At 72.5% G+C, this 26,882-nt stretch carries 24 protein-coding genes; 16 read left to right on the top strand and 8 right to left on the bottom strand.

All coding sequences use genetic code 11. The features are described from left to right. Positions 1-21: 21 nt before the first annotated feature. Positions 22-2,418: a cation-translocating P-type ATPase gene (locus tag ABZZ79_RS11800; protein ID WP_356688747.1), complete on the bottom strand. Its 2,397-nt coding sequence runs from the start codon at positions 2,416-2,418 to the stop codon at positions 22-24. A 121-nt stretch (positions 2,419-2,539) separates the two neighbouring features. After that, positions 2,540-2,809 carry a DUF2530 domain-containing protein gene (locus ABZZ79_RS11795; protein ID WP_356688746.1) on the bottom strand — a complete coding sequence of 90 codons (270 nt, stop codon included), beginning with the start codon at positions 2,807-2,809 and terminating at the stop codon, positions 2,540-2,542. Between the two features lie 86 nt (positions 2,810-2,895). On the opposite strand from ABZZ79_RS11795, the gene ABZZ79_RS11790 reads away from it, so the two are divergent. Further along, positions 2,896-3,024 (top strand): hypothetical protein, encoded by a 129-nt coding sequence (locus ABZZ79_RS11790; RefSeq protein WP_356688745.1) that lies wholly within the window; start codon positions 2,896-2,898, stop codon positions 3,022-3,024. 45 nt (positions 3,025-3,069) lie between these two features. Here the strand turns inward: ABZZ79_RS11790 and ABZZ79_RS11785 are convergent, their stop codons facing one another. After that, positions 3,070-3,252, bottom strand: coding sequence for a ribbon-helix-helix protein, CopG family (locus ABZZ79_RS11785; RefSeq protein ID WP_356688744.1), 183 nt, complete (start codon positions 3,250-3,252; stop codon positions 3,070-3,072). 175 nt (positions 3,253-3,427) lie between these two features. On the opposite strand from ABZZ79_RS11785, the gene ABZZ79_RS11780 reads away from it, so the two are divergent. The 3 genes from ABZZ79_RS11780 to thpR all read left to right on the top strand — a co-directional run bounded on the left by ABZZ79_RS11780 (position 3,428) and on the right by thpR (position 5,957). After that, positions 3,428-3,865 carry a MarR family transcriptional regulator gene (locus tag ABZZ79_RS11780; protein WP_356688743.1) on the top strand — a complete coding sequence of 146 codons (438 nt, stop codon included), beginning with the start codon at positions 3,428-3,430 and terminating at the stop codon, positions 3,863-3,865. Between the two features lie 24 nt (positions 3,866-3,889). Next, positions 3,890-5,287, top strand: coding sequence for an MFS transporter (locus ABZZ79_RS11775; RefSeq protein WP_356688742.1), 1,398 nt, complete (start codon positions 3,890-3,892; stop codon positions 5,285-5,287). 97 nt (positions 5,288-5,384) lie between these two features. After that, positions 5,385-5,957, top strand: coding sequence for an RNA 2',3'-cyclic phosphodiesterase (gene thpR / locus ABZZ79_RS11770; protein ID WP_356688741.1), 573 nt, complete (start codon positions 5,385-5,387; stop codon positions 5,955-5,957). 270 nt (positions 5,958-6,227) lie between these two features. Here thpR and ABZZ79_RS11765 read toward each other — a convergent pair whose 3' ends face one another. Together ABZZ79_RS11765 and ABZZ79_RS11760 are read right to left on the bottom strand one after the other, a co-directional pair. Continuing rightward, positions 6,228-7,217, bottom strand: coding sequence for an aldo/keto reductase (locus ABZZ79_RS11765; RefSeq protein ID WP_356688740.1), 990 nt, complete (start codon positions 7,215-7,217; stop codon positions 6,228-6,230). A gap of 75 nt (positions 7,218-7,292) precedes the next feature. Then, the gene (locus ABZZ79_RS11760) at positions 7,293-7,973 is read right to left on the bottom strand and encodes an SGNH/GDSL hydrolase family protein (RefSeq protein ID WP_356688739.1); all 681 of its coding nucleotides are present in this window, start codon (positions 7,971-7,973) and stop codon (positions 7,293-7,295) included. A gap of 124 nt (positions 7,974-8,097) precedes the next feature. On the opposite strand from ABZZ79_RS11760, the gene ABZZ79_RS11755 reads away from it, so the two are divergent. Further along, positions 8,098-9,072 (top strand): WD40 repeat domain-containing protein, encoded by a 975-nt coding sequence (locus tag ABZZ79_RS11755; protein WP_356688738.1) that lies wholly within the window; start codon positions 8,098-8,100, stop codon positions 9,070-9,072. Then, positions 9,069-9,353: a hypothetical protein gene (locus ABZZ79_RS11750; protein ID WP_356688737.1), complete on the top strand. Its 285-nt coding sequence runs from the start codon at positions 9,069-9,071 to the stop codon at positions 9,351-9,353. Before ABZZ79_RS11755 ends, ABZZ79_RS11750 begins: the two co-directional genes overlap by 4 nt. A gap of 63 nt (positions 9,354-9,416) precedes the next feature. Here ABZZ79_RS11750 and serC read toward each other — a convergent pair whose 3' ends face one another. Beyond that, a complete protein-coding gene (gene serC, locus ABZZ79_RS11745; protein WP_356688736.1) occupies positions 9,417-10,535 on the bottom strand; it encodes a phosphoserine transaminase in 1,119 nt (372 codons plus the stop codon). 550 nt (positions 10,536-11,085) lie between these two features. Between serC and ABZZ79_RS11740 the strand changes: the two genes are divergently transcribed. Continuing rightward, positions 11,086-13,962 carry an FAD-binding and (Fe-S)-binding domain-containing protein gene (locus tag ABZZ79_RS11740; RefSeq protein ID WP_356688735.1) on the top strand — a complete coding sequence of 959 codons (2,877 nt, stop codon included), beginning with the start codon at positions 11,086-11,088 and terminating at the stop codon, positions 13,960-13,962. A gap of 143 nt (positions 13,963-14,105) precedes the next feature. Continuing rightward, entirely contained in the window at positions 14,106-15,017 is a 912-nt protein-coding gene (locus ABZZ79_RS11735) for an EamA family transporter (protein ID WP_356688924.1), read from the top strand. A gap of 374 nt (positions 15,018-15,391) precedes the next feature. Here the strand turns inward: ABZZ79_RS11735 and ABZZ79_RS11730 are convergent, their stop codons facing one another. Next, complete coding sequence (locus tag ABZZ79_RS11730) at positions 15,392-15,658, bottom strand: DUF397 domain-containing protein (RefSeq protein ID WP_356688734.1); 267 nt, start codon at positions 15,656-15,658, stop codon at positions 15,392-15,394. Continuing rightward, positions 15,618-16,463: a helix-turn-helix transcriptional regulator gene (locus ABZZ79_RS11725; protein ID WP_356688733.1), complete on the bottom strand. Its 846-nt coding sequence runs from the start codon at positions 16,461-16,463 to the stop codon at positions 15,618-15,620. Before ABZZ79_RS11725 ends, ABZZ79_RS11730 begins: the two co-directional genes overlap by 41 nt. A gap of 146 nt (positions 16,464-16,609) precedes the next feature. Here ABZZ79_RS11725 and ABZZ79_RS11720 point away from each other — a divergent pair, with 146 nt between their 5' ends. From ABZZ79_RS11720 to ABZZ79_RS11685, 8 genes are all read left to right on the top strand, one after another. Continuing rightward, entirely contained in the window at positions 16,610-17,404 is a 795-nt protein-coding gene (locus tag ABZZ79_RS11720) for a TIGR03084 family metal-binding protein (RefSeq protein ID WP_356688732.1), read from the top strand. Next, complete coding sequence (locus tag ABZZ79_RS11715; RefSeq protein WP_356688731.1) at positions 17,401-19,086, top strand: acyclic terpene utilization AtuA family protein; 1,686 nt, start codon at positions 17,401-17,403, stop codon at positions 19,084-19,086. The genes ABZZ79_RS11720 and ABZZ79_RS11715 overlap by 4 nt, the downstream gene beginning before the upstream one ends. After that, entirely contained in the window at positions 19,083-20,681 is a 1,599-nt protein-coding gene (locus ABZZ79_RS11710; protein ID WP_356688730.1) for a carboxyl transferase domain-containing protein, read from the top strand. The genes ABZZ79_RS11715 and ABZZ79_RS11710 overlap by 4 nt, the downstream gene beginning before the upstream one ends. Positions 20,682-20,686: 5 nt before the next feature. Continuing rightward, positions 20,687-22,537, top strand: a complete 1,851-nt coding sequence (locus ABZZ79_RS11705; protein ID WP_356688729.1) for a biotin carboxylase N-terminal domain-containing protein — start codon at positions 20,687-20,689, stop codon at positions 22,535-22,537. 88 nt (positions 22,538-22,625) lie between these two features. After that, entirely contained in the window at positions 22,626-23,765 is a 1,140-nt protein-coding gene (locus tag ABZZ79_RS11700; RefSeq protein WP_356688728.1) for an acyl-CoA dehydrogenase, read from the top strand. A gap of 29 nt (positions 23,766-23,794) precedes the next feature. Beyond that, a complete protein-coding gene (locus tag ABZZ79_RS11695; RefSeq protein WP_356688727.1) occupies positions 23,795-25,363 on the top strand; it encodes a 4-coumarate--CoA ligase family protein in 1,569 nt (522 codons plus the stop codon). Further along, positions 25,360-26,103: an enoyl-CoA hydratase family protein gene (locus tag ABZZ79_RS11690; RefSeq protein ID WP_356688726.1), complete on the top strand. Its 744-nt coding sequence runs from the start codon at positions 25,360-25,362 to the stop codon at positions 26,101-26,103. Before ABZZ79_RS11695 ends, ABZZ79_RS11690 begins: the two co-directional genes overlap by 4 nt. Beyond that, the gene (locus ABZZ79_RS11685) at positions 26,091-26,708 is read left to right on the top strand and encodes a TetR/AcrR family transcriptional regulator (protein ID WP_356688725.1); all 618 of its coding nucleotides are present in this window, start codon (positions 26,091-26,093) and stop codon (positions 26,706-26,708) included. Before ABZZ79_RS11690 ends, ABZZ79_RS11685 begins: the two co-directional genes overlap by 13 nt. Positions 26,709-26,882 lie beyond the last annotated feature (174 nt).

Raw genomic sequence — 26,882 nt, 5'->3', positions numbered from 1 at the left:
CAGCGGCACCAGCGGCACCACTCACGCCGGGAAGCGGCGGTCGACCCACCTCCACAGGAGCTCCAGGGTGACCGCCGCGACCGCGGCGATGCCGACGGCGAGCCACGGCATCGTCACGCCCACCAGCCGCAGCGCGAAGAACTCCTGGAGCCAGGGCACCACCAGCACCAGCAGGAAGGCGCCGCCCATGGCGGCGACCAGCAGGACGCGCGACCAGGTGTAGGGGCGGGCGACGATGGCCAGCACCCACATCGACACCAGGAACAGGGTCAGGGTCGCCGCACTGGTCTCGGCGTCCAGCGCGCCCTCGCCCGAGTAGTGGTGACCGGCGATCAGATACGTCGCGAAGGTCGCCGCGGCCGCGACCAGCCCGCCCGGGATCGCGTAGCGCATGACCCGCCGCACGAAGTGCGGTTTCGCCCGTTCCCTGTTGGGCGCGAGGGCCAGGAAGAAGGCTGGGACGCCGATCGTCAGGGTCGACAGCAGCGTCAGGTGGCGGGGCAGGAACGGGTAATCGACGCTCCAGCACACCACCAGGACGGCCAGCAGCACCGAGTAGACGGTCTTGACCAGGAACAGGGTCGCCACGCGCGTGATGTTCCCGATCACCCGGCGGCCCTCGGCGACCACCGACGGCAGGGTGGCGAAGCTGTTGTCCAGCAGCACGATCTGCGCGACCGCCCGGGTCGCCTCCGAGCCGGATCCCATCGCTACGCCGATGTCGGCGTCCTTCAGCGCGAGGACGTCGTTCACGCCGTCGCCGGTCATGGCGACCGTGTGCCCGTGGGACTGCAGGGCCCCGACCATGTCCCGCTTCTGCTGCGGGGTGACCCGCCCGAACACCGTGCCCTCGTCCAGGGCCCCGGCCATGCCGTCCGGGTCGGCGGGCATCCGGCGCGCGTCGACCGCCGACCCGTCGAGGCCCAGCTTGCCCGCGACCGCGCCCACCGACACCGCGTTGTCGCCGGAGATGACCTTCGCGCGGACGTTCTGCTCGGCGAAGTAGCGCAGGGTGTCGGCGGCGTCCGGGCGCAGCCGCTGCTCCAGCACGACCAGCGCGGCCGGCCGGGCACCGAGGCCGGCCTCCGGGTCGTCCAGCTCGCGCGAGGCGCGGGCGAGCAGCAGGACCCGCAGCCCCTCCTCGTTCAGCCGTCCGGTCTCGGCGAGGGCCGGGTCGTCGTCGGCGAGCAGCACGTCCGGGGCGCCCAGCAGCCAGCTGCTGGACTCGCCGTCGCCCTCGCTGAAGGAGGCGCCGCTGTACTTGCGGGCGGAGGAGAACGGCAGCGACTGCACGCACCGCCATTCCTCGCTGTCCGGGTAGGCGTCGATGATCGCCTTCAGGGAGGCGTTGGGCCGCGGGTCGGACTCGCCGAGCGCGCCCAGCACCTGACGGACGTAGGGCTCGTCGAAGCCGTCGAGGACGCGCAGGGCGGTGACGTCCATGCCGCCCTCGGTGAGGGTGCCGGTCTTGTCCAGGCAGACGGTGTCGACGCGGGCCAGGCCCTCGATGGCCGGCAGCTCCTGCACGAGGCACTGTTTTCGGCCGAGCCGGATCACCCCTATGGCGAAGGCGACGGAGGTGAGCAGTACCAGGCCCTCGGGAACCATCGGCACGATGCCGCCGACCGTGCGGGCGAGGGAGTCGTGCAGGTCCTTGTTCTCGACGACCAGCTGGGTGACGACCAGGCCGAGCGCGGCCGGGATCATCATCCACGTCACGTACTTCAGGATCGTGGAGATGCCCGAGCGCAGCTCGGAGTGGACCAGGGTGAAGCGGGAGGCCTCCTCGGCGAGCTGGGCGGCGTAGGCCTCGCGTCCGACCTTGGTGGCCCGGAAGGCGCCGCCGCCCGCGACCGCGAAGCTGCCGGACATCACCGGGTCGCCGGGGCGTTTGACGACCGGGTCGGCCTCACCGGTCAGCAGCGACTCGTCGATCTCCAGGCTGTCGGCCTCGACGCACACCCCGTCCACGACGGCCTTGTCGCCCGGCCCGATCTCCAGCACGTCGTCCAGCACGATCTCGGAGGTGCCGACCTCCACGGCCGTCCCGCCGCGGCGCACGGTCGGCCGCACCTCGCCGATCACCGCGAGTGAGTCCAGGGTCTTCTTGGCCCGCCACTCCTGGAAGATGCCGATCCCGGTGTTCGCGATGATCACGAAGCCGAACAGGCCGTCCTGGATCGGCGCCACGAACAGCATGATCAGCCACAGCACACCGATGATCGCGTTGAACCGGGTGAAGACGTTGGCGCGGACGATCTCGGCCATGGACCGGCTGCTGCGCACCGGTACGTCGTTGACCCGGCCGGCGGCGACCCGTTCGGCGACCTCGGCCGCGGTCAGACCGTCCGTCGCCCGGGACGGGACGGGGACGGGATGCACAGGATCGAGTTCGGCGCCCGCGTCGATGTGCGTCATGCATTCGACGGTACGTGCGGACAGGGGTGTTCACCCGCCGAGTGCGCGCATGTTCCGACCGCGGGAGGAGGCTGCTCCCGCCGTGGTCGTACGGGGGTCGTCGATCGTCGGGGAGGGCGCGCTAGGGGGCCGGTACCTCGCGCGCGGCCGCCTCGGCGCGCTTGAGCGCGGCGTCGCGGCCGCGGACGTACCAGATGCCGATCAGTCCGAGGCCGCCGCCGGCCAGGCAGGTCCACACCCACCAGGCGTGGCCCTGGTCGTCGAACCAGCCGTAGAACGGCACCTGTGCCAGGAAGAGGACGAACCAGAGGATCGTGCCGCCGACGATGACGGGTACCACCGGGCCCTCCAGGGGTTCCGGCGCCTCGTGCTTGGGGGTCCACTTCGCCATGCGCACAGCTTACGAGGCCGATCGGGCCTGCCCGCAGGTGCACGCCCCGAAACGGGTCTACGCGCGGAGATGGCGACGGTATCGGCATGGGCTTCATCACCTTCGTGGTGATGCGCCTCGCGGCGGGCCGGGGCAAGGACATCCCGGCCGCGATGTACGTCGTGTCCGCCGTGTTCCTCTTCTACTACCTGATGCCCGCCCTCCAGCTCACCTGACGGTTCGGCGGTCAGGGCTTCGGCGGGAGACCGTCGCGAGGCGCCTCAGGCGTGGCCGTAGAACTTCTCGGTCTCCTCCACGGCGGCCTGGAACCGCTCGTCGAAGTCATCACGAATGAGCGTCCGGACGACATAGTCCTGGACGCTCATTCCTCTTTTCGCCGCATGGTGCCGGAGCCGTTCGAGCAGCTCCCCGTCTAGCCGCAGGCTGAGCACGGTGGTCCCCATGCGTACGAGATTCGCGGCAGGAGGGCGGCCCGTGTCTCACTTTTCGGAGCCGGCTCACTCATATGGGTGACCTCGCATGGGGCCGGATGACGTGGGCGTTTGAGTGGCGGGGGTCACGGCCGTCCATGCGTGTCCCGAGTGGTCCTTAGCGAGAGTAATGAGTTACGCTAAAGAGATGCCGGACCTCACCCATGGCGACGACGCTGCCGCCGTGAACTCCCTGCGCTCCGCCGTGATGCGGCTCTCCCGACGGCTCAAGCACCAGCGGGTCGACGAGTCGCTGAGCCCCACCGAGATGTCGGTGCTGGGCACCCTGTCGCTCTGCGGTCAGGCGACCCCGGGCGAACTGGCCCGCAAGGAGCACGTCCAGCCGCCGTCGATGACCCGCATCGTCGCGCTGCTGGAGGCCAAGGGCCTGGTCCGGCTGGAGCCGCACCCCGAGGACCGACGCCAGAAGGTGGTCACCCGTACCGAGCAGGCCGAGGCGATGCTGGAGGAGAGCCGCCGCAAGCGCAACGCCTTCCTGGCGGCTCTGGTCGAGGACCTCGACGAGGACGAGTGGGCGAAACTGCGCGCCGCCGCCCCCGTGCTGGAGAAGCTCGCGCATCTGTAAGCAGTCACCGAGGAGGCGACCCTTTTGAGTTCGGGATCCGGAGCACACTCCGCCCCCGCACCGACCACCCACGACTCCGACTCGCCCCCTGCCGGGGGTGCCCGCCGGGCACCCTCACCGCCTACCGAGGCCCGTCGCCGGACCTCGATGTTCGCTTCGCTGAAGATCCGTAACTACCGCCTCTTCTTCCTGGGCCAGGCGGTGTCGAACATCGGCACCTGGATGCAGCGCATCGCCCAGGACTGGCTGGTCCTCAGCCTCACCGGCTCGGCCACCGCCGTGGGCGTCACCACGGCCCTGCAGTTCCTGCCGATGCTGCTGCTCGGCCTCTACGGCGGCGTCCTCGTCGACCGGCTGCCCAAGCGCGGCACCCTGCTGGTCACGCAGGTCGCGATGGCGGTCACCGGCCTGGCACTGGCGCTGCTGACCCTCACCGGCCGGGTGGAGGTCTGGCACGTCTACGTCGCCGCCCTCGCCGTCGGACTCGCCACCGTGGTCGACAACCCGGCCCGGCAGTCCTTCGTCACCGAGATGGTCGGCCCGGACCAGCTGCAGAACGCCGTCAGCCTGAACTCGGCCAACTTCCAGTCGGCCAGGCTGATCGGCCCCGCCGTCGCGGGCCTGCTGATCACCGGTGTGGGCACGGGCTGGGCGTTCCTGTTCAACGGCCTGTCCTTCGTGGCACCGGTCGCCGGACTGCTGCTGATGCGGGCCCGTGAGCTGCACGCGGTCGAACGCGCCCCGCGCGCCAAGGGCCAGCTCCGCGAGGGCCTGCGGTATGTCTCCGGCCGGCCCGAGCTGATCTGGCCGATCGTGCTCGTCGGGTTCGTCGGCACCTTCGCCTTCAACTTCCCGGTCTATCTCTCCGCCTTCGCCGACGACGTCTTCCACATGGGCGCGGGCTCCTACAGCCTCTTCAACACCCTCATGGCCGTCGGCTCGCTCGCCGGTGCCCTGCTGGCCGCCCGGCGCGGCACGGCCCGGCTGCGGGTGATGAGCGTGGCGGCCCTGGCCTTCGGCGTGATCGAGATCGTCGCCGCCGCGAGCCCCACCCTGTGGATGTTCGCGCTGCTGATGATCCCGCTGGGCCTGTTCGGCATGACGATCAACGTCACGGCCAACACGGGCATCCAGATGGCCACGGACCAGGCCATGCGCGGCCGCGTGATGGCCCTCTACATGATGGTGTTCCTCGGCGGATCGCCGATCGGCGCCCCGATCGTCGGCTGGGTCACGGACACCTACGGCCCGCGCGCGGGCCTGGCGGCGGGCGGCGCGGTCGCCGCGCTCGCGGCCACGGTGATCGGCCTAGTCATGGCCCGCACGGGCGGCCTGCGGCTGTCGGTGGGCTGGGCGCACGGCCACCCCGTGGTGCGGTTCGTGCCGCGGGAGCGGTGCGAGGAACTGGCCGCGGTGGCGTGATCCGGGGCGCCCGTCCGGACCGGGCCGGCGGCCGTGAGCGGCGCCGGACCGATCCGAACGGCGGCCCCGGGGCCCGTCCGATGACAGGGTGGGCCGTATGAGACTGTTCGCCGCCGTGCTGCCCCCCGCCGAGGTGGTCGGCGAACTGGCCGCAGAGGTGGCCGAGTTGAAGAAGCTGCCCGGTGCGGACCGGCTGCGCTGGACCGGCCGGCCGGGCTGGCACTTCACGCTGGCCTTCTACGGCGAGGTCGACGACACCGTCGTACCGGAGCTGTCGGCGCGGCTGGAGCGGGCCGCGCACCGCGGTGACCCCTTCCCGCTGGCGATGCGCGGAGGGGGTCAGTTCGGTCATGGGCGGGCCCTGTGGGCGGGGGCCGAGGGCGACCTGGAGGCGCTGCGGCTGCTGGCCGACCGCAGCGAGGCGGCGGCGCGCAGGGCGGGCCTCGACATGGGCGCGCACCGGCGCTACACCCCTCACCTCACGGTGGCCCGCAGCCGCGACTCGGTCGACGTGCGGCCGTTTGTCGACGCGCTCGCCTCCTTCACCGGCAGCACCTGGACGGTGGCCGAGCTGACCCTGGTGCGCAGCCACCTGCCGGCCTCCGGGGCGCCCGGCGAGCAGCCCCGCTACGAGGTGGTCGCCCGACTGCCGCTCGGCGCGTCCGGTTAGGCTCGTTGCCGTGGACCCGAAGACCCGGAACCGGATCATGGCCGGTGCGCTCGTACTGATGTTCGTAGTCGTGGCGATGGCGGCTGCCGTGGGGAAGTAGACCAGGCCGCCGCCGAGGGGCTGTCGTCGGGATCAGGTTGGCCACGAGGGCGCAGCACCTTGAGCCGACGCGACGCCTGAGCCGACGCGACGCCTGAGCCGACGCGACGCCTGAGCCGACGCGACGCCGACATGATCCAAAAGACAGCCCCTGGGCATGCCGTGCGGCGTTTACCAGGCGAAGGCCTCCGGGGAGGGCCCCGGCCCGGGGAAGATCTCGTCCAGCTCGGCGAGCAGCTCGTCGGCGAGCTCCAGCTCGACGGCCCGCAGCGCGGAGCCGAGCTGCTCGGCGGTGCGCGGGCCCACGATCGGCCCGGTCACGCCCGGCCGGGTCAGCAGCCATGCCAGCGCGACCTCGCCGGGCTCCAGCCCGTGCTTGTCGAGCAGGTCCTCGTAGGCCTGCACCTGCGCCCGCACGGCCGCGTCGGTGAGCGCCTCGGCGGTACGGCCGCCGGCGCGCCGTCCGCCCTCGACCTCCTTGCGGATCACACCGCCCAGCAGTCCGCTGTGCAGGGGCGACCACGGAATGACGCCGAGCCCGTACTCCTGCGCGGCCGGGACGACCTCCATCTCGGCGCGGCGCTCGAAGAGGTTGTACAGGCACTGCTCGCTCACCAGGCCGTACGAGCCGCGCCTGGCGGCGGTCTCGTTGGCCTGGGCGATCTTGTAGCCGGGGAAGTTGCTGGACCCGGCGTAGAGGATCTTGCCCTGGGCGACGAGGGTGTCGACCGCCTGCCAGATCTCCTCGAAGGGGGTGGCGCGGTCGATGTGGTGGAACTGGTAGAGATCGATGTGGTCGGTGCCGAGCCGCTTGAGCGAGGCGTCCACGGCCCGCCGGATGTTCACCGCCGAGAGCTTGTCGTGGTTGGGCCAGGCCTCCCCGTCCACGGCCATGTTCGCGTACACCTTCGTGGCGATCACGACCTTGTCCCGCCGGTCACCGCCCTTGGCGAACCAGCTGCCGATGATCTCCTCGGTGCGGCCCTTGTTCTCGCCCCAGCCGTAGACGTTCGCCGTGTCGAAGAAGTTGATGCCCGCGTCCAGCGCCGCGTCCATGATGGCGTGGCTGTCCGCCTCGTCCGTCTGGGGTCCGAAGTTCATCGTGCCGAGGACCAGTCGGCTGACCTTGAGTCCGGTGCGTCCGAGCTGCGTGTACTCCATGGATCCAAGCCAACGGCCTGGAGTGCGCTCTAGGCAAGGACCCGCCTGCGCCTGGCGCCCGCCCGGCCACCGAGTTCATATGCGTGACACGTACGGGTCCCCCAGCCCCCATGCCTGCCGCATCGCCTCCGCGAAGGCCGCCGCCATCTTGTGCTCGCCGCTCGCGCTCGGGTGGGTGCCGTCGTAGGTGTCGGTGAGCAGGTCGTAGGACTCCTCGACCGAGGCCAGCAGGAGCGGGGAGGCCGGTTCGTCGAGGTCGGCGATCTCCTTGGCCAGCAGCACGTTGAACAGCGAGACCTGCTCGGCGAAGTCCGGGTCGTCCTGGGCCCGGACGTTCGGGATGACCGGCAGGAAGACCATACGCACGCGCGGGTTGGCCGACCGTGCCGCCGTCACGAAGGCGCGGACGTTCTCCGCCGTCTGCTCGGCGTTGGTGTAGAAGCCCAGGTCGATCAGGCCGAGCGAGACCAGCAGGACGTCGGCCCGGCAGCGGCGTACCGCGTCGGCGATCAGGGGGGCCATGTGGAGCCAGCCCTCGCCCCAGCCGGCCAGATGCGCGCGGGGGAAGCCGGGGTCGGCGTACTCGTAGGAGGTCGGCTCGCCCGTGGCCTGGTCGTGGAGCGTCTCGCGCGGGCCGACCAGGGCGAAAGGCCCGCCGTAGGTGTCGCGCAGGTGCTGCCACATCCGGTACCGCCAGGTGTGTTCGCCCGCGCTGCCTATCGTCATCGAGTCGCCTACGGGCATGAACCTGAGCATCCGCTCATCATGGATGATCGCGCGCCCCGCCGGAGTCCCCCGCAGGTGTGAGGACCACCACCCGACCGGTCCCGGCCGATCTCCGAGCCGATCAAAGTGCCGCCGAGGTGGCAGGCTTGAGCGCATGCGCCGATCCCTCGCCGCCGTGCTGTCCGCGGCCGCCGCCTGTCTGCTCGTGGGCCTCGCCCCGCCCGCCTCCGCCGCCGACGGGGACGAGGGGTTCACCATCAAGGACCCGCGCATCACCGAGTCCAGCGGCCTGACCGCCTCCCGGCAGCACCCGGGCATCTACTGGACCCACAACGACCAGGACACAGGCGCCTACCTCTACGCCGTCGACAGCCGCACCGGCGAGACCGTCGCCACGGTCACCATGACCGGCGTCGGCGCCCCGCGGGACGTCGAGGGCATCGCCATGGGACCCGGCAACCAGCTCTACGTCGGCGACATCGGCGACAACCTCGGGGGCTCCTGGGACCACGTCTGGGTCTACAAGCTGCCCGAGCCCGAGGAACTGAAGGACCAGTCGGTCCGGGCCACCCAGTACGTCGTCAAGTACGCCGACGGCCCCCGCGACGCCGAGTCGATCCTGGTCCACCCGAAGACCGGGCGCGTCTACCTCATCGACAAGAACGAGGACGGCGGGCACCTCTACGCCGCCCGCGACCCGCTGTCCGCCTCCGGCACCAACACCTTCGAGCCGGTCGCCCCGATCGACCTGTGGGCCACCGACGCCGCCTTCTCCCCGGACGGCGCACAGTTCGTCGTGCGCGGCTACCTGGGCGGGATCGCGTACGACTGGAACGACGGAAAGCCCCGGCGGCTGGAGCGGGTCAGCGTGCCGCTGGGACAGGGGGAGTCCGTCAGCTACTCGGCCGACGGCACGAAGCTGATGCTCGGCATGGAGGGCGCCGGCAGCCCCGTCGAGGCGCAGGGCGCGCCCGCCGGGGCCGGCTCCGACTCGCCCTCGGCGAAGGGCGGTTCGGGCGCCTCCGCCGACTCCGACGACGGCTCCGGCCTGCGTGTCGAGTACGTCGTCATCGGCGCGGTGGCCCTCGGCCTGTTCGGCGTCACGCGGCTCAGGAAGCGGCGCTCATGACCGTCGGCTTCCTTCGCGTACCCAAGGGCACGGACATGGCATCGGCGTTCAAGGGCCTGCCGGACGACATGTGCCCGTGCCCGCACTACGGGTATCTGCTCAGCGGCCGGATGAGGATGCGGACCAAGGACGGCGAGCATGTCTACGAGGCGGGCCGGGCGTACTACTGGGCGCCCGGGCATGTCCCCGAGCCGCTGGAGGACTGCGAGCTGGTGGAGTTCTCGCCCACCGAGGAGTTCAAAGAGGTGATCGCGCACATCGGCCGCAGCGCGCAGGGCTGAGACGGGGACGGCCCCGGGGGACAGGTGCCGTCCCCCGGGGCCGTGGTGCGAAGCGGGTGCGTGTCAGAGCTTCTCGATGACGTAGTCGACGCACTTCGTCAGCGCCTCGACGTCCGCCGGGTCGATCGCCGGGAACATCGCGATGCGCAGCTGGTTGCGGCCGAGCTTGCGGTAGGGCTCGGTGTCCACGATGCCGTTGGCGCGCAGCACCTTGGCGACCGCGGCCGCGTCCACGTCGTCGGTGAAGTCGATCGTGCCGATGACCGCCGAGCGCTTGGCCGGGTCGGTGACGAACGGGTTGGCGTACTTCACGTCCTCCGCCCAGCCGTACAGCGTGCGCGCGGAGGTGGCCGTGCGGCGGACCGCCCAGTCCAGGCCGCCCTGGCCGTTGATCCACTCCAGCTGCTGGTTCAGCAGGAAGAGGGTGGACAGGGCCGGGGTGTTGTACGTCTGGTTCTTGCGGGAGTTGTCGATCGCCGTGGGCAGCGAGAAGAACTCCGGGACATGGCGGCCGGAGGCGTGCACCCGCTCGGCGCGCTCGATCGCGGCGGGGGAGAACACGCCGATCCACAGGCCGCCGTCGGAGGCGAAGGACTTCTGCGGGGCGAAGTAGTAGACGTCCGTCTCGGCGATGTCGACCGGCAGACCGCCCGCGCCGGAGGTCGCGTCGACCAGCACGAGGGCGCCCTCGTCGGCCTTCGCCACGCGCTGGATCGGCATGGCCACACCGGTGGAGGTCTCGTTGTGCGTGAACGCGTAGACGTCCACGCCCTCCTGGGCGACGGCCTGCGGGTGGGTGCCCGGCTCGGAGGAGATGACGTCCGGCTCGGCCAGCCACGGGGCCAGCTTGGCCGCCTTGGCGAACTTCGACGAGAACTCGCCGAAGTTCAGGTGCTGCGACTTGTTCTCGATCAGACCGTGGGTGGCGACGTCCCAGAACGCGGTCGAGCCGCCGTTGCCGAGGATCACCTCGTAGCCCTCGGGCAGCTGGAACAGCTCGGAGATGCCCTCGCGCACCTGGCCGACCAGGTTCTTCACCGGGGCCTGGCGGTGGGAGGTACCGAGCAGGGACGTACCGGTGGCGGCCAGGGCGTCCAGCGCCTCCGTCCGCACCTTGGAGGGACCCGCGCCGAAACGTCCGTCGGCGGGCTTGATGTCAGCGGGAATCTGGATCTCAGCCACGAGGGGAGCGTAGCCGGTGGGAGTCTGCTCGGTGAAACCTCGTCCGTCGCGTGAGACGGCTTCGGTGTCTTCTGCTGACCTTGGGGGCTGTGCCCCCAGGCCCCCTATCGGCCTGAACGGCCTCGTCCTCAAGCGCCGGACGGGCTGGGAGTGGCTGAGCTGGGCTCGTCTGTGGGGGGTGGTGGGGTGGGTGGTGTCTTGACGGCCTTGTCCTCAGGCGCCGGACGGGGTGGATGTGGCTGAGCTGGTGGGGTGGCTGAACGGCCTCGTCCCCAAGGGCTGGGGATGCCTGCGGCGGCGTGGTCCTGTTCGGTGGGGGTTGGTGCGGCGCGTTGGGTGGGCGAGGGTGCGGGGCCGCGCCGGGGGGTGTCCGTCCTCGGTCCGCCGAACTGGTCGGTCATGGGTGCGGGGCGTTCCCGGCGGCCGCTGCGGGCGGACACCCCCCGACACGTCCCCTCCCCGCCGTACGCGGCTGCCCGGCGCCCGCGGGTTCGGGTTCCGCCGCGCTGTGAGGGGTGGGGAAATGCGGCCGGGCTGGTTGAGTGAAGGCATGTCCGAGTCCGAATTGCTGGCCGCTCTGCGTACCTCCGTCCGGGGTGACGTCCGTTTCGATGTCACCTCCCGTGCCCTGGTCACCATGGACGCCTCCAACTACCGGCGGGTCCCGGTCGGCGTGGTCGCGCCGCGCGACGCCGACGACGTGGCGGCCGTGCTGGAGGTGTGCCGGACGCACGGTGTGCCGGTCGTGCCGCGCGGCGGGGGGACGTCCATCGCCGGGCAGGCGACCGGGACGGGGGTCGTCCTGGACTTCACCCGTTACATGAACCGCCTGGTGGCCCTCGACCCCGAGGCGCGCACGGCGGCCGTCCAGCCCGGTCTCGTCCTCGACCGGCTCCAGGAGGCCGCCGCCCCGCACGGGCTGCGGTTCGGCCCGGACCCCTCCACGCACAGCCGCTGCACGCTGGGCGGGATGATCGGCAACAACGCGTGCGGCTCGCACTCGGTGGCCTGGGGCACGACCGCGGACAATGTGCGGGAGCTGGAGGTGCTCACCGCGCGCGGGCGGCGGCTGCGGCCCGGGCCGGGCTGGGCCGGGGCGCCCGGGGGACTGCGGGAGCTGGCCGAGGGGGAACTCGCCCGGCTGCGCACCGGCTTCCCCGACCTGCCCCGCCGTATCTCCGGCTACGCCCTGGACGCCCTGCTGCCGGAGAAGGGCGCGGACGTCGCCCGGTCCCTCTGCGGCTCCGAGGGCACGCTGGCGGTGCTGACCGAGGCGGTCGTCACCCTCGTCGAGGCGCCCCGCGCGCGTGCCCTGGCGGTGCTCGGGTACGCCGACGAGAGCGCGGCCGCGGAGGCGGCGCCGGGGCTGCTGCCGCATCGGCCGCTGACCGTGGAGGGCATGGCGGCCGATCTGGTGCCGTCCCCCGCCGATCTGCCCCGGGGCGGCGCCTGGCTCTTCGTGGAGACCGGCGGCGACACCCTCGCCGAGGCACGCGCGCGTGCGGACGCGGTCGTGCGCGCGGCCGACGCACTGGACGCGCAGGTGGTGACCGATCCGGCGGGGCAGCGGGTCCTGTGGCGGATCCGCGAGGACGCGGCGGGCACGGCCACCCGGATGCCTGACGGCACCGAGGCCTGGCCCGGCTGGGAGGACTGCGCGGTGCCGCCCGCCCGGCTGGGGGCGTATCTGCGCGAGTTCCGGGCGCTGCTCGCCGCGCACGGCCTGCGCGGGACGCCGTACGGCCACTTCGGGGACGGCTGCGTCCATGTCCGTATCGACTTCGACCTGGTGAGTGAGTCCGGCGTGGCTCGCTTCCGCCGCTTCTCCGAGGAACTGGCCCATCTGGTCGTCGCGCACGGCGGCTCGCTGTCCGGCGAGCACGGCGACGGGCAGGCGCGCGCGGAACTGCTGCCGGTGATGTACGGCACGGAGACGGTCGCGCTGTTCGAGCGCGCCAAGGGTGTGTGGGACCCCGACGGCCTGCTCAACCCGGGCATCCTGGTGCGCCCCGCGCCGCTGGACGCCGGCCTGCGCTTCTCGGTCCTCCCGCGCCGGCCGGTCGACGTGGCCTTCGGCTACCCGGCCGACGGCGGTGACTTCTCGGCCGCCGTCCGCCGCTGCGTGGGCGTCGCCAAATGCCGTACGACGACGTCGGCCGGCCCCTCCGTCATGTGCCCGTCCTTCCGGGCGACCGGCGAGGAGGAGCACTCCACGCGCGGGCGCGCCCGGCTGCTGCACGAGATGCTCGCCGGGGAGCTGGTGACCGACGGCTGGCGCTCCACCGAGGTCCGCGACGCCCTCGATCTCTGCCTGGCCTGCAAGGGCTGCCGCTCGGACTGCCCGGTCGGCGTCGACATGGCCACGTACAAGGCGGAGTTCCTGCACCACCACTACGCGGGGCGCCGCCGCCCGGCCGCGCATATCGCCATGGGGCGGCTGCCGCAGTGGCTGCGGTGGGTGACCCGGGTGCGCGGGGCGAGGCTCCTCAACGCGCTGGCCGCCCGGCGGCCCCTCGCGCGCGTCGCCAAGCGGCTGGGCGGTATCGCCGCCGAGCGGGAGATCCCGCGGCTGGCGACGGAGCCGTTCAGCCGGTGGTGGCGGCGCAGGAAGCCCGCCGTGGGCCCGGGGGCGCTGGTGGTGCTCTGGCCGGACACCTTCACCGAGTACCTGTCCCCGTCCGTGGGGCGGGCGGCCGTACGGGTGCTGGAGGCGGCCGGACTGCGGGTGGCGCTGCCGCCGACGCTGCTCACACACGGGCGGCGGCTCGCGGACGGACGCACCCGTTCCGCCGCCGCGCTGCTGGGGGTGCGCCGGGGGCGGGTGTGCTGCGGGCTGACGTACGTCTCCACCGGGCAGCTCGACCGGGCCCGTACGGTGCTGCGCCAGACCCTGGACCTGATGCGGCCGGTCCTCGACGCCGGGGCGCCGGTCGTCGTCCTGGAGCCGAGCTGCGCGGCCGCGCTGCGCACCGATCTGCCGGAGCTGCTCGCGGACGACCCCCGGGCGGCGCGGCTGGCCAAGCTGGTGCTGACCTTCGCGGAGGCCCTGGAGCGGCACGCGCCCGACTGGCGGCCGCCCGCGCTGGACCGGCCGGTGGCCGGGCAGACCCACTGCCATCAGCACGCGGTCCTCGGCGACGCGGCCGAGCGGCGGCTGCGGGCGGCGGCGGGCCTGACCGGGGAACTGTCCGGCGGGTGCTGCGGTCTCGCCGGGAACTTCGGCTTCGAGCGGGGGCACTACGACGTCTCGGTGGCCTGCGCCGAGGAGCAGCTGCTGCCGTCCGTGCGCTCGGCCCCGGCGCAGGCGGTGGTGCTGGCGGACGGCTACTCCTGCCGTACCCAGCTGGAGCAGCTGGGCGGGGTGCGGGGGCGGCATCTCGCCGAGGTGCTGGCGGAGGCCCTGACCGAGCGGAAGTCAGGTGCGTGAGGGCTGTACCTGCCTGACGTGAGTCCATTACTGTGGACCGGAAAGTGCATCGTGATGAACATGATCGCATCCGCGCCCAGCCTCAGGAAGCCCCCGTGAGCACTTCGAGCACCACTCCCGCGCCGACCCCGGCGTCCGCGCCGGTGACCGCGGCCGGGACCGGCGGGCGACGAGGCGGCTCCCTCGGCTCCCTGGGCCCCGTCGGGCTGGTGCTGGCGGGCGGGATCTCGGTGCAGTTCGGCGGGGCGCTCGCCGTGACGCTCATGCCGCGTGCCGGGGCGCTCGGCGTGGTGACACTGCGGCTGCTGGTCGCGGCGGTCGTGCTGCTGATCGTCTGCCGGCCCCGGCTGCGCGGCCACTCGCGGGCCGACTGGGGCACGGTGGTCGTCTTCGGCATCACCATGGGCGCGATGAACGGCCTGTTCTACGAGTCCGTCGACCGCATCCCGCTCGGTGCGGCCGTCACCCTGGAGGTGCTCGGTCCGCTCGCCCTGTCCGTGATCGCCTCCCGGCGCGCGGTGAATCTCATCTGGGCCGGTCTTGCCCTCGCCGGGGTGTTCCTGCTCGGCGGTGGGGGCTTCAGCGGGCTCGACCCGGTGGGCGTGGCCTTCGCGCTGGGGGCGGGCGCGATGTGGGCGGCGTACATCGTCTTCAGCGCCCGCACGGGCCGCCGCTTCCCCCAGGCCGACGGCCTCGCCCTGGCCATGGCCGTCGCGGCCCTGCTCTTCCTCCCCCTGGGCCTCGCCGAGTCGGGCGCGAAGCTCGCCGACCCGGTGACGATCGGCCTGGGCGCGGGCGTGGCGATCCTCTCCTCCGTCCTGCCCTACACCCTCGAACTCCTCGCGCTGCGACGCCTGCCCGCGCACACCTTCGCGGTCCTGATGAGCCTGGAACCGGCCATCGCCGCGACGGCCGGCTTCCTCATCCTCGACCAGGCCCTCACGACCACCCAGTCCGCCGCGATAGCCCTGGTCATCGCGGCGAGCATGGGCGCGGTGCGGACACAGGTGGGGCGCCGGAGCGCCAAGGCGACTGCGGCGCAGGCCGGTCTCTGAGCGTCAGCCCGCGTGGCAGGGTGTGGCTGCCCGACGGGCATGACCCTGCGCCGTGCCGAGTCCGTCGCCCGGGTCGCGACGGACCCCGACGCGGCCCGCGAGTACCTGACCGCCGCCGGCGGCATCTACCGGAACGCCGCGAAGGCGGTGCGTGTGGAGTGGCCAGGCCGTAGGTCGGCGCCGGGCCGGCCCGGCCTCAGCTCACATGCACGTTCCTGGCGTGGATGTACACCCTGACGCGCAGAGGCTCGGGCCGGTCGACCTGGCCGCGGAGAATCACCTCGCTGTTGTCCTGGGGCACCACGTTGTGCACGACCGTCGGGGCGGTGTCCCCTTCGCCCGGTTTCCTTGCCGCGGCCGCCTGCGCCGGGGAGTCAGCCCTTGACCGACTCCAGGAACACGGACCAGGCCCCCGCCGCGAACAGCAGCGCGGGGCCGTCCTGCTTCTTGGAGTCGCGGACCGCGAGGTGCGGGGTGAGGTCGGCGATCTCGATGCAGTCGCCGCCGGTGCCGCCGCTGTAGGACGACTTGCGCCAGGTGGCCGTGCCGAGGGGGACGCATTCGACGCAGGCCCCGCCGGTGTCGCCGCTGTAGGAGGATTTACGCCAGCTCGCGTCCGTCAGCTTCAGGTTCGCTCCCATACCGTTCCTCCATCACGCGGATGATCAGAGCCGCAGAGTCGTCCACGGAGAGCGCGGCCGCTTGCAGATGATCGTAACGGACCGAACCCTCCCTGAGAGCTTGCGGATTGGCCGTCATGTGCCCCTGGACGAAGTCCTCGGTGTAGACGATGTCCGGGTCGCTCTGGAACCGCAGCAGGTAGTACGAGCCCATCAGTCCAGCGTGTGCCCCGGCCTCGAATGGCAGGATCTGGATCTCCAGCCAGCGCCGCTTCTGCAACGCCAACAGATGCGCGAGTTGCCCTCGCATGACTTCGCGGCCGCCGACTTCCTGGTGTAGGACGGCCTCGCTGAGCACTGCCCAAATCGCCGGTGGCTCAGTTCGGTCCATGATGCGCTGGCGGTCCAGACGCGCGGCGATCCTGCCGTCAAGGTTGCCTTCGTCTCGCGCGCCGAGCACTGCGCGGGCGTATGCCTCGGTCTGGAGGAGTCCGTCCACTAGCTGCGCCTGGAAGCTGGAGATGTAAGCCGCCCTCGCCTCCATCTCCGCATACGGCTGGAACCAGCTGGGCAACTGGCTCCGCAACACCAGCCCCACCAGCCGGGAGAACACCCCGTCCGTCCCCAACGCCGCGTCCACCCGTTCGGAGAACTCCCGCGTCGGCACCTTCTGCGTCGTCTCGATCTGCCCGATCAGTGACCCCGTGCAGAAGACGATCGAGCCGAGCGCCTTCTGCGTGAGCCCCGCCGCCTCTCGCGTACGGCGCAGCTCATAGCCGTAGTAGTCCAACGGCGACGCGCTGGGATCGAGTTCGCGGATATGCACGACCACCACCTCCTGTCACCGAGAGTAGCTACGTGACTGCGAACAGGTGGGGTGGATGTGGAAAACCAATTAATGCAAGCACGCTTGATTGTTTCTGCGCCCGCTGCCATGCTCCCCACCACGACACCCCGGAGGGGAGCGCACCCGTGTCCGATCCGACGCCCGTGTTCGACGACCTGCGTGCCGAGAGCGAGGAACTCGACCGCCTGGTGGCCGAGTTGGAGCCGGAGAGGTGGGCCACGGCCACCCCCGCGCCGCGCTGGAGCGTCGCGCACCAGATCGCTCATCTGGCCTGGACCGACCACTCGGCCCTGCTGGCCGTGACAGACGCCGACGCCTTCACCGCCCTGGTGGAGCAGGCCCTCAAGGCACCCGGGTCGTTCGTCGACGACGGCGCCGACGAAGGGGCCGCCCTGCCGCCCGCCGTGCTGCTCGCCCGCTGGCGCCAGGGGCGTCGAGACCTCGACGCGGCCCTGCGGGCGGCGCCCCACGGCGCCCGTTTCCCCTGGTACGGCCCGCCGATGTCGGCCGCCTCGATGGCCACCGGCCGCCTGATGGAGACCTGGGCGCACGGGCAGGACATCGCCGACGCCCTCGACGTCGTACGACAGCCCACCGACCGGCTGCGCCACGTGGCGCGCATCGGCGTCCGGGCCCGCGACTTCGCCTTCGGCGCGCACGGGATGACCGCTCCGGCGGAGGAGTTCCGGGTCGAACTCGTCGCGCCCTCCGGGGATCTGTGGGCCTACGGCCCGGAGGACGCGGCCCAGCGGGTCACCGGCAGTGCCCTGGACTTCTGCCTGCTGGTCACCCAGCGGGCTCATCGGGACGACCTCGCCCTGACTGTCTCGGGCGCGGACGCCGACCGGTGGATGGACATCGCGCAGGCCTTCGCGGGCCCGCCCGGTGAAGGCCGTGCGCCCAAGGGGGCCGGGGCGTGACGCTGCGCATCGGCAACGCCTCCGGCTTCTACGGCGACCGCTTCGACGCGATGCGCGAGATGCTCACCGGCGGTGAACTCGACGTCCTCACCGGCGACTACCTCGCCGAACTGACCATGCTGATCCTCGGCCGGGACCGCCTGAAGGACCCCGAGGCGGGCTACGCGCGCACGTTCCTGGCCCAGTTGGAGGAGTGCCTGGGCCTGGCCCGGGACCGCGGGGTGCGGATCGTCACCAACGCGGGCGGCCTGAACCCAGCCGGACTGGCCGTGCGGATCCGGGAGTTGGCCGACCGGCTCGGCGTCCCCGTCCGGGTCGCGCATGTCGAGGGCGACGATCTCACCGCCGCCCACCCCGGCAGCCTCGCCGCGCACGCCTATCTGGGCGGCTTCGGCATCGCCGAGTGTCTGAAGCAGGGCGCGGACATTGTCGTCACCGGGCGGGTCACGGACGCCGCGCTGGTCACCGGCCCGGCCGCCGCGCACTTCGGCTGGGGTCCGGGCGACCTGGACCGGCTCGCGGGCGCGGTCGTCGCCGGGCACCTGCTGGAGTGCGGCCCCCAGGTCACCGGCGGCAACTACGCCTTCTTCGCCGACGGCGACGTCACCCGCCCGGGCTTCCCGCTCGCCGAGATCCACGAGGACGGCAGCAGCGTCGTCACCAAGCACCCCGGCACCGGCGGCTTCGTCGACGTCGGCACGGTCACCGCCCAGCTGCTGTACGAGACGCAGGGCGCCCGCTACGCCGGACCCGACGTCACCGCCCGCCTGGACACCGTCACGCTCACCCAGGACGGCCCCGACCGGGTCCGCGTCGACGGCGTGCGCGGCGAGGCCCCGCCCCCGACCCTCAAGGTCGGCCGCAACATCCTCGGCGGCTGGCGCAACGAGGTCGTGTTCGTGCTCACCGGCCTCGACGTCGACGCCAAAGCGGCCCTGGTGCGGCGGCAGTTGGAGCCCGTCCTCGCCAAGGTCGCCGACGCCCGCTGGGAGCTGGCCCGCACCGACCACACCGACGCCGCCACCGAGGAGACCGCCAGCGCCCTGCTGCGGCTCGTCGTGCGCGACCCCGACCAGGCGGCCGTGGGCAAGGCCCTCAGCGGCGCCGCCGTGGAACTGGCGCTGGCCAGCTACCCCGGCTTCCACGTCGCCGACCTGCCCGGCAAGGGCACGCCCTACGGCGTGTTCGAGGCGGCGTACGTCCCGCAGGAGACCGTCGACCACGTCGCCGTACTGCACGACGGGCGGCGCGTCCCCGTGCCGCCGCCCGACGCCACCCTCGTACGCGAAGGACTCGAAGGACTCGAAGACGTGCCGGAACCCGCCCTTCCCGAACCGCTGCCCGACGGGCCGGTGCGCCGCGCCCCCCTCGGGCTGGTCGCCGGGGCCCGCAGCGGGGACAAGGGCGGGAACGCCAACGTCGGCGTGTGGGCGCGCACCGACGACGCCTGGCGGTGGCTGGCGCACGAGCTGACCGCCGACCGGTTCCGGGAACTCATCCCGGAGAGCCGCGACCTGCCGGTCACCCGGCACGCGCTGCCCGCCCTGCGCGCCCTGAACTTCGTCGTCGAGGGCGTCCTCGGCCAGGGCGTCGCCGCCCGGCACCGCTTCGACCCGCAGGCCAAGGCCCTCGGCGAGTGGCTGCGCTCCCGCCACCTGGACATCCCGGAGGTTCTGCTGTGACGGTCCTGTCCTCGGCCCTGGATCCCGCGAGCGCGGAGTACCGGGCGAACCGCGAGGCGATGCTCGCCAAGCTCGCCGAACTGGACACCGAGCACGCCAAAGCGCTGGCGGGCGGCGGTGAGAAGTACGTCGAGAGGCACCGGGGGCGCGGCAAGCTGCTCGCCCGTGAGCGCGTCGAGCTGCTGCTCGACCCCGACAGCCCGTTCCTGGAGCTGTCGCCGCTGGCCGCCTGGGGCAGCGAGTACGCCGTCGGCGGCTCGCTGGTCACCGGCATCGGCGTGGTCGAGGGCGTGGAGTGCCTGATCACCGCCAACGACCCCACCGTGCGCGGCGGCGCCAGCAACCCGTGGTCGCTGAAGAAGGCCCTGCGCGCCAACGACATCGCCCTCGCCAACCGGCTGCCCTGCATCAGCCTGGTGGAGTCGGGCGGCGCCGACCTGCCCTCCCAGAAGGAGATCTTCATCCCCGGCGGCGCGATCTTCCGGGACCTCACCCGGCTGTCGGCCGCCGGAATCCCCACGGTCGCGGTCGTGTTCGGCAACTCCACCGCCGGCGGCGCCTACATCCCCGGCATGTCCGACCACGTGATCATGGTCAAGGAGCGGGCCAAGGTCTTCCTCGGCGGTCCGCCGCTGGTGAAGATGGCCACCGGCGAGGAGAGCGACGACGAGTCACTGGGCGGCGCCGGCATGCACGCGCGCGTGTCCGGTCTCGCCGACTACTTCGCCGTCGACGAGCACGACGCCCTGCGCCAGGCCCGCCGCGTCGTCGCCCGCCTCAACCACCGCAAGGCGTACGGCGATCCGGGCCCGGCCGAGCCGCCCAAGTACGACCGCGACGAGCTGCTGGGCATCGTGCCCGGCGACCTCAAGGTCCCCTTCGACCCGCGTGAGGTGATCGCGAGGATCGTCGACGCCTCCGACTTCGACGAGTTCAAGCCGCTGTACGGGACGAGCCTGGCGACCGGCTGGGCCGCTCTGCACGGCTATCCCGTCGGCATCCTGGCCAACGCCCAGGGCGTGCTGTTCAGCGAGGAGTCGCAGAAGGCGGCCCAGTTCATCCAGCTCGCCAACCAGCGGGACATCCCGCTGCTGTTCCTGCACAACACCACCGGCTACATGGTCGGCCGCGAGTACGAGCAGGGCGCCATCATCAAGCACGGCTCGATGATGATCAACGCGGTCAGCAACTCGAAGGTCCCGCACCTGTCCGTCCTCATGGGCGCCTCCTACGGCGCCGGGCACTACGGCATGTGCGGCCGCGCCTACGACCCGCGCTTCCTCTTCGCCTGGCCCAGCGCCAAGTCGGCCGTCATGGGCCCGCAGCAGCTCGCCGGCGTGCTGTCCATCGTGGCCCGGCAGTCCGCCGCCGCGAAGGGGCGGCCGTACGACGAGGACGCCGACGCCGCCCTGCGCGCCATGGTGGAGCTGCAGATCGAGTCCGAGTCGCTGCCCATGTTCCTGTCCGGGCGGCTCTACGACGACGGCGTCATCGACCCGCGCGACACCCGCACCGTCCTTGGCCTGTGTCTGTCCGCCGTCCACACCGCGCCCTTCGAGGGCGTGCGCGGCGGCTTCGGCGTCTTCCGGATGTGAGACGAATGATTACTTCAGTTCTGGTGGCGAACCGGGGCGAGATCGCCTGCCGCGTCTTCCGCACCTGCCGTGAGTTGGGAATCCGGACCGTCGCCGTGCGTTCGGACGCCGACGAGAACGCCCTCCACGCGCGCGTGGCCGACATGGCCGTACGGCTCCCCGGCGCGGCCCCCGCCGACACCTATCTGCGCGCCGACCTCGTCGTGAAGGCCGCCCTCGCCGCGGGCGCCGACGCCGTCCACCCCGGCTACGGCTTCCTGTCCGAGAACGCCGACTTCGCACGGGCCGTCCTCGACGCCGGGCTGGTGTGGATCGGGCCGCCGCCGCGGGCCATCGAGGCCATGGCGTCCAAGACCCGCGCCAAGCAGCTCCTGGGCGTCGCCCCGCTCACCGACGTCACCGAGGCCGACCTGCCGGTGCTGGTGAAGGCCGCCGCGGGCGGCGGCGGCCGCGGCATGCGTGTCGTACGCCGCCTGGACGAGCTGACCGCCGCCCTGGAGGGCGCCCGCGCCGAGGCCGCGAGCGCTTTCGGCGACGGCGAGGTGTTCGTCGAGCCGTACGTCGAGAACGGCCGCCACGTCGAGGTGCAGATCCTCGCCGACACCCACGGCACGGTCTGGGCCCTCGGCACCCGCGACTGCTCCCTCCAGCGCCGCCACCAGAAGGTCGTCGAGGAGGCACCCGCGCCCGGCCTCTCCGCGGAGCTCGCGGAGGAACTGCGCGCGGTGGCCGTACGCGCCGCGCTGGCCGTCGACTACGTCGGCGCCGGCACGGTCGAGTTCCTCGTCGCCGACGGCAGGGCCCACTTCCTGGAGATGAACACGCGCCTGCAGGTGGAACACCCCGTCACGGAGGAGATCTTCGGCCTCGACCTCGTCGCGGAGCAGATCAGGATCGCCGAGGGCGAGCCCCTGACGGAGAACCCGCCCGCCGCCCGCGGCCACGCCGTCGAGGCCCGCCTGTACGCCGAGGACCCCGCCCGCGACTGGGCCCCCCAGACCGGCACCCTGCACCGCCTCAACCCCCCCGACGCCGTCCGCCTGGACACCGGCTACACCGACGGCGACGACATCGGCGTCCACTACGACCCCATGCTCGCCAAGCTGGTCGCCCACGCCCCGACCCGCGCCGAGGCCGTCCGCAAGCTGGCCGGCGCCCTGGAACGGCTGACCCTGCACGGCCCGACCACCAACAGGGCCCTGCTCCTGGCGTCTCTGCGCCACGAGGAGTTCACCTCGGCCCGCATGGACACCGGCTTCTACGACCGCCACCTCGCGGACCTCGGCCGGCCGGGCGACCCGCTCGCCCCGCTGGCCGCCGCCCTGGCCGACGCCGCACACGGCGGCTCCCGCTTCGGCGGCGGCTGGCGCAACGTCCCCTCCCAGCCGCAGATCAAGCGCTACGAGATGGCGGGGGAGGAGCACGAGGCCCGCTACCGCCCCACCCGCGAGGGCCTCCGGGCGGACGGGGTGCGAGTGGTCCACGCGAGCGACCGTCTCGTCGTACTCGAAGTGGACGGCGTGGAGCGGAAGTTCGAGGTGACGGCCTACGGCGATCAGATCTACGTCAACTCCACCGAGCTGCGGGCCCTGCCCCGCTTCCCGGAGCCGGAGACCCAGCACGCCCCGGGGTCCTTGCTGGCCCCGATGCCAGGAACGGTCGTCCGAGTGGTCGACGGGCTGACGCCCGGGGCCGTCGTGAAGGCGGGCGATCCCCTGATCTGGCTGGAGGCGATGAAGATGCAACACCAGATCACAGCCCCCGCGACCGGAACACTCACGGCTCTGCACGCGGCCCCGGGACAGCAGGTGGACGTAGGAGCACTTCTGGCAGTGGTCGAGATCGACGCTGTCTAGGGGCGCGGGGAACTGCGCGGCGGCCAGCCATCGACGACGGAAAGCCCGACACGATCAGCCATCGACGACGGAAAGCCCGAGGAGAAAAGTGACCACCCACATCGAATCGGAAGAGCAAAAGGCCCTCCGCGACGCCGTCGCCGCCCTCGGCAGACGTCACGGCCCCGACCACAACCGCGAGCACCTCTGGGCAGAAGCAGGCAAACTGGGCTACCTGGGCGTCAACCTGCCGGAGGCGTACGGCGGTGGAGGCGGCGGCATCACGGAACTCTCCATCGTCCTGGAGGAACTCGGCGCCGCGGGCTCACCCCTGCTGATGCTGGTGGTCAGCCCGGCGATCTGCGGCACGGTGATCGCCCGCTTCGGCACCGACGCCCAGAAACAGCATTGGCTCCCGGCCCTGGCCGACGGCACGAAGACCATGGCCTTCGGCATCACCGAACCGGACGCCGGCTCCAACAGCCACCGCATCACGACGACCGCCCGCCGAGACCCGGCGTCGGGCGACTGGCTCCTCACCGGCCGCAAGGTCTTCGTCTCCGGCGTCGACATCGCGGACGCGACCCTCATCGTCGGCCGCACCGAGGACGCCCGCACGGGCAGCCTCCAGCCGTGCCTGTTCATCGTCCCGCGGGACGCCGACGGCTTCCAGCGCCGTCGGATCGACATGGAACTCCACGCCGCGGAGAAGCAGTTCGAGCTGGTCCTCGACGACGTGCGGCTGCCCGCCGACGCGCTGGTCGGCGACGAGGACGCCGGTCTGCTGCAACTGTTCGCCGGTCTCAACCCCGAGCGGATCATGACGGCCGCGTTCGCGATCGGCATGGGCCGTCACGCGCTCGGCAAGGCCATCGAGTACGCCCGCGACCGCACGGTCTGGAAGACCCCCATCGGCGCCCACCAGGCCATCGCCCACCCCCTCGCGCAGGCGCACATCGAGCTGGAACTGGCCCGGCTGATGATGCGGAAGGCGGCCCACCTCTACGACGCCGGTGACGACATGGGCGCCGGAGAAGCCGCGAACATGGCGAAGTACGCGGCGGCGGAGGCCTGTGTGAAGGCCGTCGACCAGGCCGTGCACACCCTCGGCGGCAACGGCCTCACACGGGAGTTCGGGCTCGCCCGGTTGATAACGGCCGCGCGCGTGGCTCGTATCGCACCGGTGAGCCGGGAGATGATTCTCAACTACGTCTCCCACCAGACCCTGGGCCTGCCCAAGTCGTACTGAACCGGCGCCGCGCCCAGCGAGGAGGAACCGTGTTCCGCAGCGAGTACGCAGACGTCCAGCCCGTAGAACTGCCCATCCACGAAGCGGTCCTGGGCCGGGCCGCCGAGTACGCGGACACGCCCGCGCTGATCGACGGCACGGACGGCAGGACCCTCACATACGCCCAACTGGACCGGTTCCACCGGCGGATCGCCGCCGCGCTCGCCGACGCGGGCGTGCGCAAGGGCGACGTCCTCGCCCTGCACAGCCCGAACACGGTCGCCTTCCCGGCCGCGTTCTACGCCGCCACGCGCGCGGGTGCCTCGGTGACCACCGTGCACCCGCTCGCCACCGCGCAGGAGTTCGCCAAGCAGCTCGACGACAGCGCGGCCCGCTGGATCGTCACCGTCTCACCGCTGCTGGAGACCGCCCGACGGGCCGCCGAACTCGCGGGCGGGGTGCGGGAGATCTTCGTGTGCGACAGCGCACGGGGCCACCGCTCGCTGCTCGACATGCTCGCGTCCGAGGCGCCCGACCCGGAAGTCGGCATCGACCCGGCCGAGGACGTCGCCGCCCTGCCCTACTCCTCCGGCACCACCGGCGTCCCCAAGGGCGTCATGCTCACCCACCGGCAGATCGCCACCAACCTCGCCCAGCTGGAACCGGCGATCAGCGCCGAGCGGGGCGAACGCATCCTCGCGGTGCTGCCGTTCTTCCACATCTACGGCCTCACCGCCCTGATGAACGCCCCCCTGCGCCAGGGCGCCACCGTCGTCGTGCTGCCCCGCTTCGAGCTGGAGACCTTCCTCGCGGCGATCCAGAACCACCGCATCACCGGCCTGTACGTCGCCCCGCCGATCGTGCTCGCCTTGGCCAAGCACCCGGCGGTCGCGCAGTACGACCTGTCCTCGCTGAAGTACGTGGTCAGCGCGGCCGCCCCGCTGGACGCCGAGCTCGCCGCGGCCTGTTCCGCACGACTCGGCCTGCCACCCGTCGGGCAGGCGTACGGCATGACCGAGCTGTCGCCCGGCACGCACGTCGTCCCGCTGAACGCCATGGCGCAGGCCCCGCCCGGCACGGTGGGCCGGCTGATCGCCGGCACCGAGATGCGGATCGTGTCCCTCGACGACCCGGGCAAGGACCTCGGCATCGGCGAGGCCGGCGAGATCCTCATCCGCGGCCCCCAGGTCATGAAGGGCTACCTCGGCCGCCCCGACGCCACCGCCGCGATGATCGACGGCGAGGGCTGGGTGCACACCGGGGACGTCGGCCGGGTCGACGAGGGCGGCTGGCTGTTCGTCGTCGACCGGGTCAAGGAGCTGATCAAGTACAAGGGCTACCAGGTGGCGCCCGCCGAGCTGGAGGCCCTGCTGCTCACCCACACCGGCATCGCGGACGCCGCCGTGATCGGCGCGTACGACGCCGAGGGCAACGAGATACCGCACGCCCACGTCGTACGGCAGCCGGGCGCCGCGGACCTCACCGTGGAGGACGTCATGGCCTACGTCGGCGAGCGCGTCGCCCCCTACAAGCGGGTCCGCGAGGTCACCTTCATCGACAGCGTGCCGCGGGCGGCCTCCGGGAAGATCCTGCGCCGCGAACTCAGGGAGCGCACGTGACACTGATCGGCCGAACCCGCGCACGGGGAGTCGAGACGCTGGCCCTCGACTCCCCGGGCACCCGCAACGCGCTGTCGGCAGCCCTGGTGGGCGAGCTGGCGGACGCGCTGCGGGACTGCGGCAAGGACGCCGAGGTGCGCGCGGTCGTCCTCACGCACACCGGCAACACCTTCTGCGCGGGCGCCGACCTGCGCGATCCGCCCGACCCGGACGCGACGGTCGCCCTGCTGCGGCAGATCGTCGAGCTGCCCAAGCCGGTCGTCGCCCGGGTCACCGGACACGTCCGCGCGGGCGGCCTCGGCCTCGTGGGCTGCTGCGACATCGCGGCGGCCTCCGGCGCGGCGAGCTTCGCCCTCACCGAGGTCCGCATCGGGGTCGCCCCGGCCGTCATCTCGCTGCCGCTGCTGCCCCGCACCGACCCGCGCGCCCTGGCCCGCTACTGCCTCACCGGCGAGCGCTTCGACGCCGCCGAGGCCGCGCGCATCGGCCTGCTGACCGCGGCGGGCCGGGACGGCGAGGACGTCGACGCCGTACTGGAGCCCGTACTGGACGGTCTGCGGCGCTCCGCGCCCGAGGCCCTGGCCGAGACGAAACGGCTGCTCACGGCTAGGGTTCTGGAGGCATTCGACCGGGACGCGGCCCTGCTCACCGCGCTCTCGGCCCGGCTGTTCGCCTCCGCGCCCGCCCGCGAGGGGATGACGGCCTTCCTCGAACGACGGGATCCCCCATGGGTGCTGTGACGACGGACGAACGTGTCGACCGCGCCGACCGCGTCCCCAAGCAGGACCGCAGCCGGGCCACCCGGCAGCGGCTCCTGGAGGCCGCCGTGGCCTGCCTCGCCGAGCACGGCTGGGCGGGCTCCACGGTGTCCGCGGTCGCCGAGCGCGCCGGCGTCTCGCGGGGCGCGGCCCAGCACCACTTCCCGACCCGCGAGGACCTCTTCACGGCAGCCGTCGAGTACGTCGCCGAGGAGCGGTCGACTGCCCTGCGCGACCTGTTCCCCGAGGGCGCAGGGGACCGGCGGGCGGTCGTCTCCGCGCTGGTCGGCCTCTACACCGGCCCCCTCTTCCGGGCCGCCCTGCATCTGTGGGTGGCCGCGTCCAACGAGGAGCAGTTGCGCGGCCGGGTGACCGAGCTGGAGGGCCGGGTGGGCCGGGAGAGCCACCGCATAGCCGTCGAGTTGCTCGGCGCCGACGAGTCCCGGCCCGGTGTGCGCGAGAGCGTCCAAGGGCTGCTGGACATGGCGCGGGGCCTGGGGCTGGCGAATCTGCTCACGGACGACGGGGCGCGGCGGGAGCGGGTCGTGGCGCAGTGGGCGCAACTGCTGGACGAGGCGCTGGACTGACGTCCGCCTCCCGGGGCGGCCGGGCTTCCCGCCGTCCTGGCCGGCCCAGGTGTCGCCGCTCCGGGTCCGCCGGGTCTCCCGCTGCCCGGGTCGGTCCGGTCTCCCGCCGCTCCGGCCTGCCCGGTCTCCCGCTGCCCGGGTCGGTCCGGTCTCGCGCCGCTCCGGGTCCGCCGG

It is taken from the genome of Streptomyces sp. NPDC006458 (assembly GCF_040612135.1).
Classification (GTDB): domain Bacteria; phylum Actinomycetota; class Actinomycetes; order Streptomycetales; family Streptomycetaceae; genus Streptomyces.
This window is presented reverse-complemented; position numbering and strand designations above follow the sequence as displayed.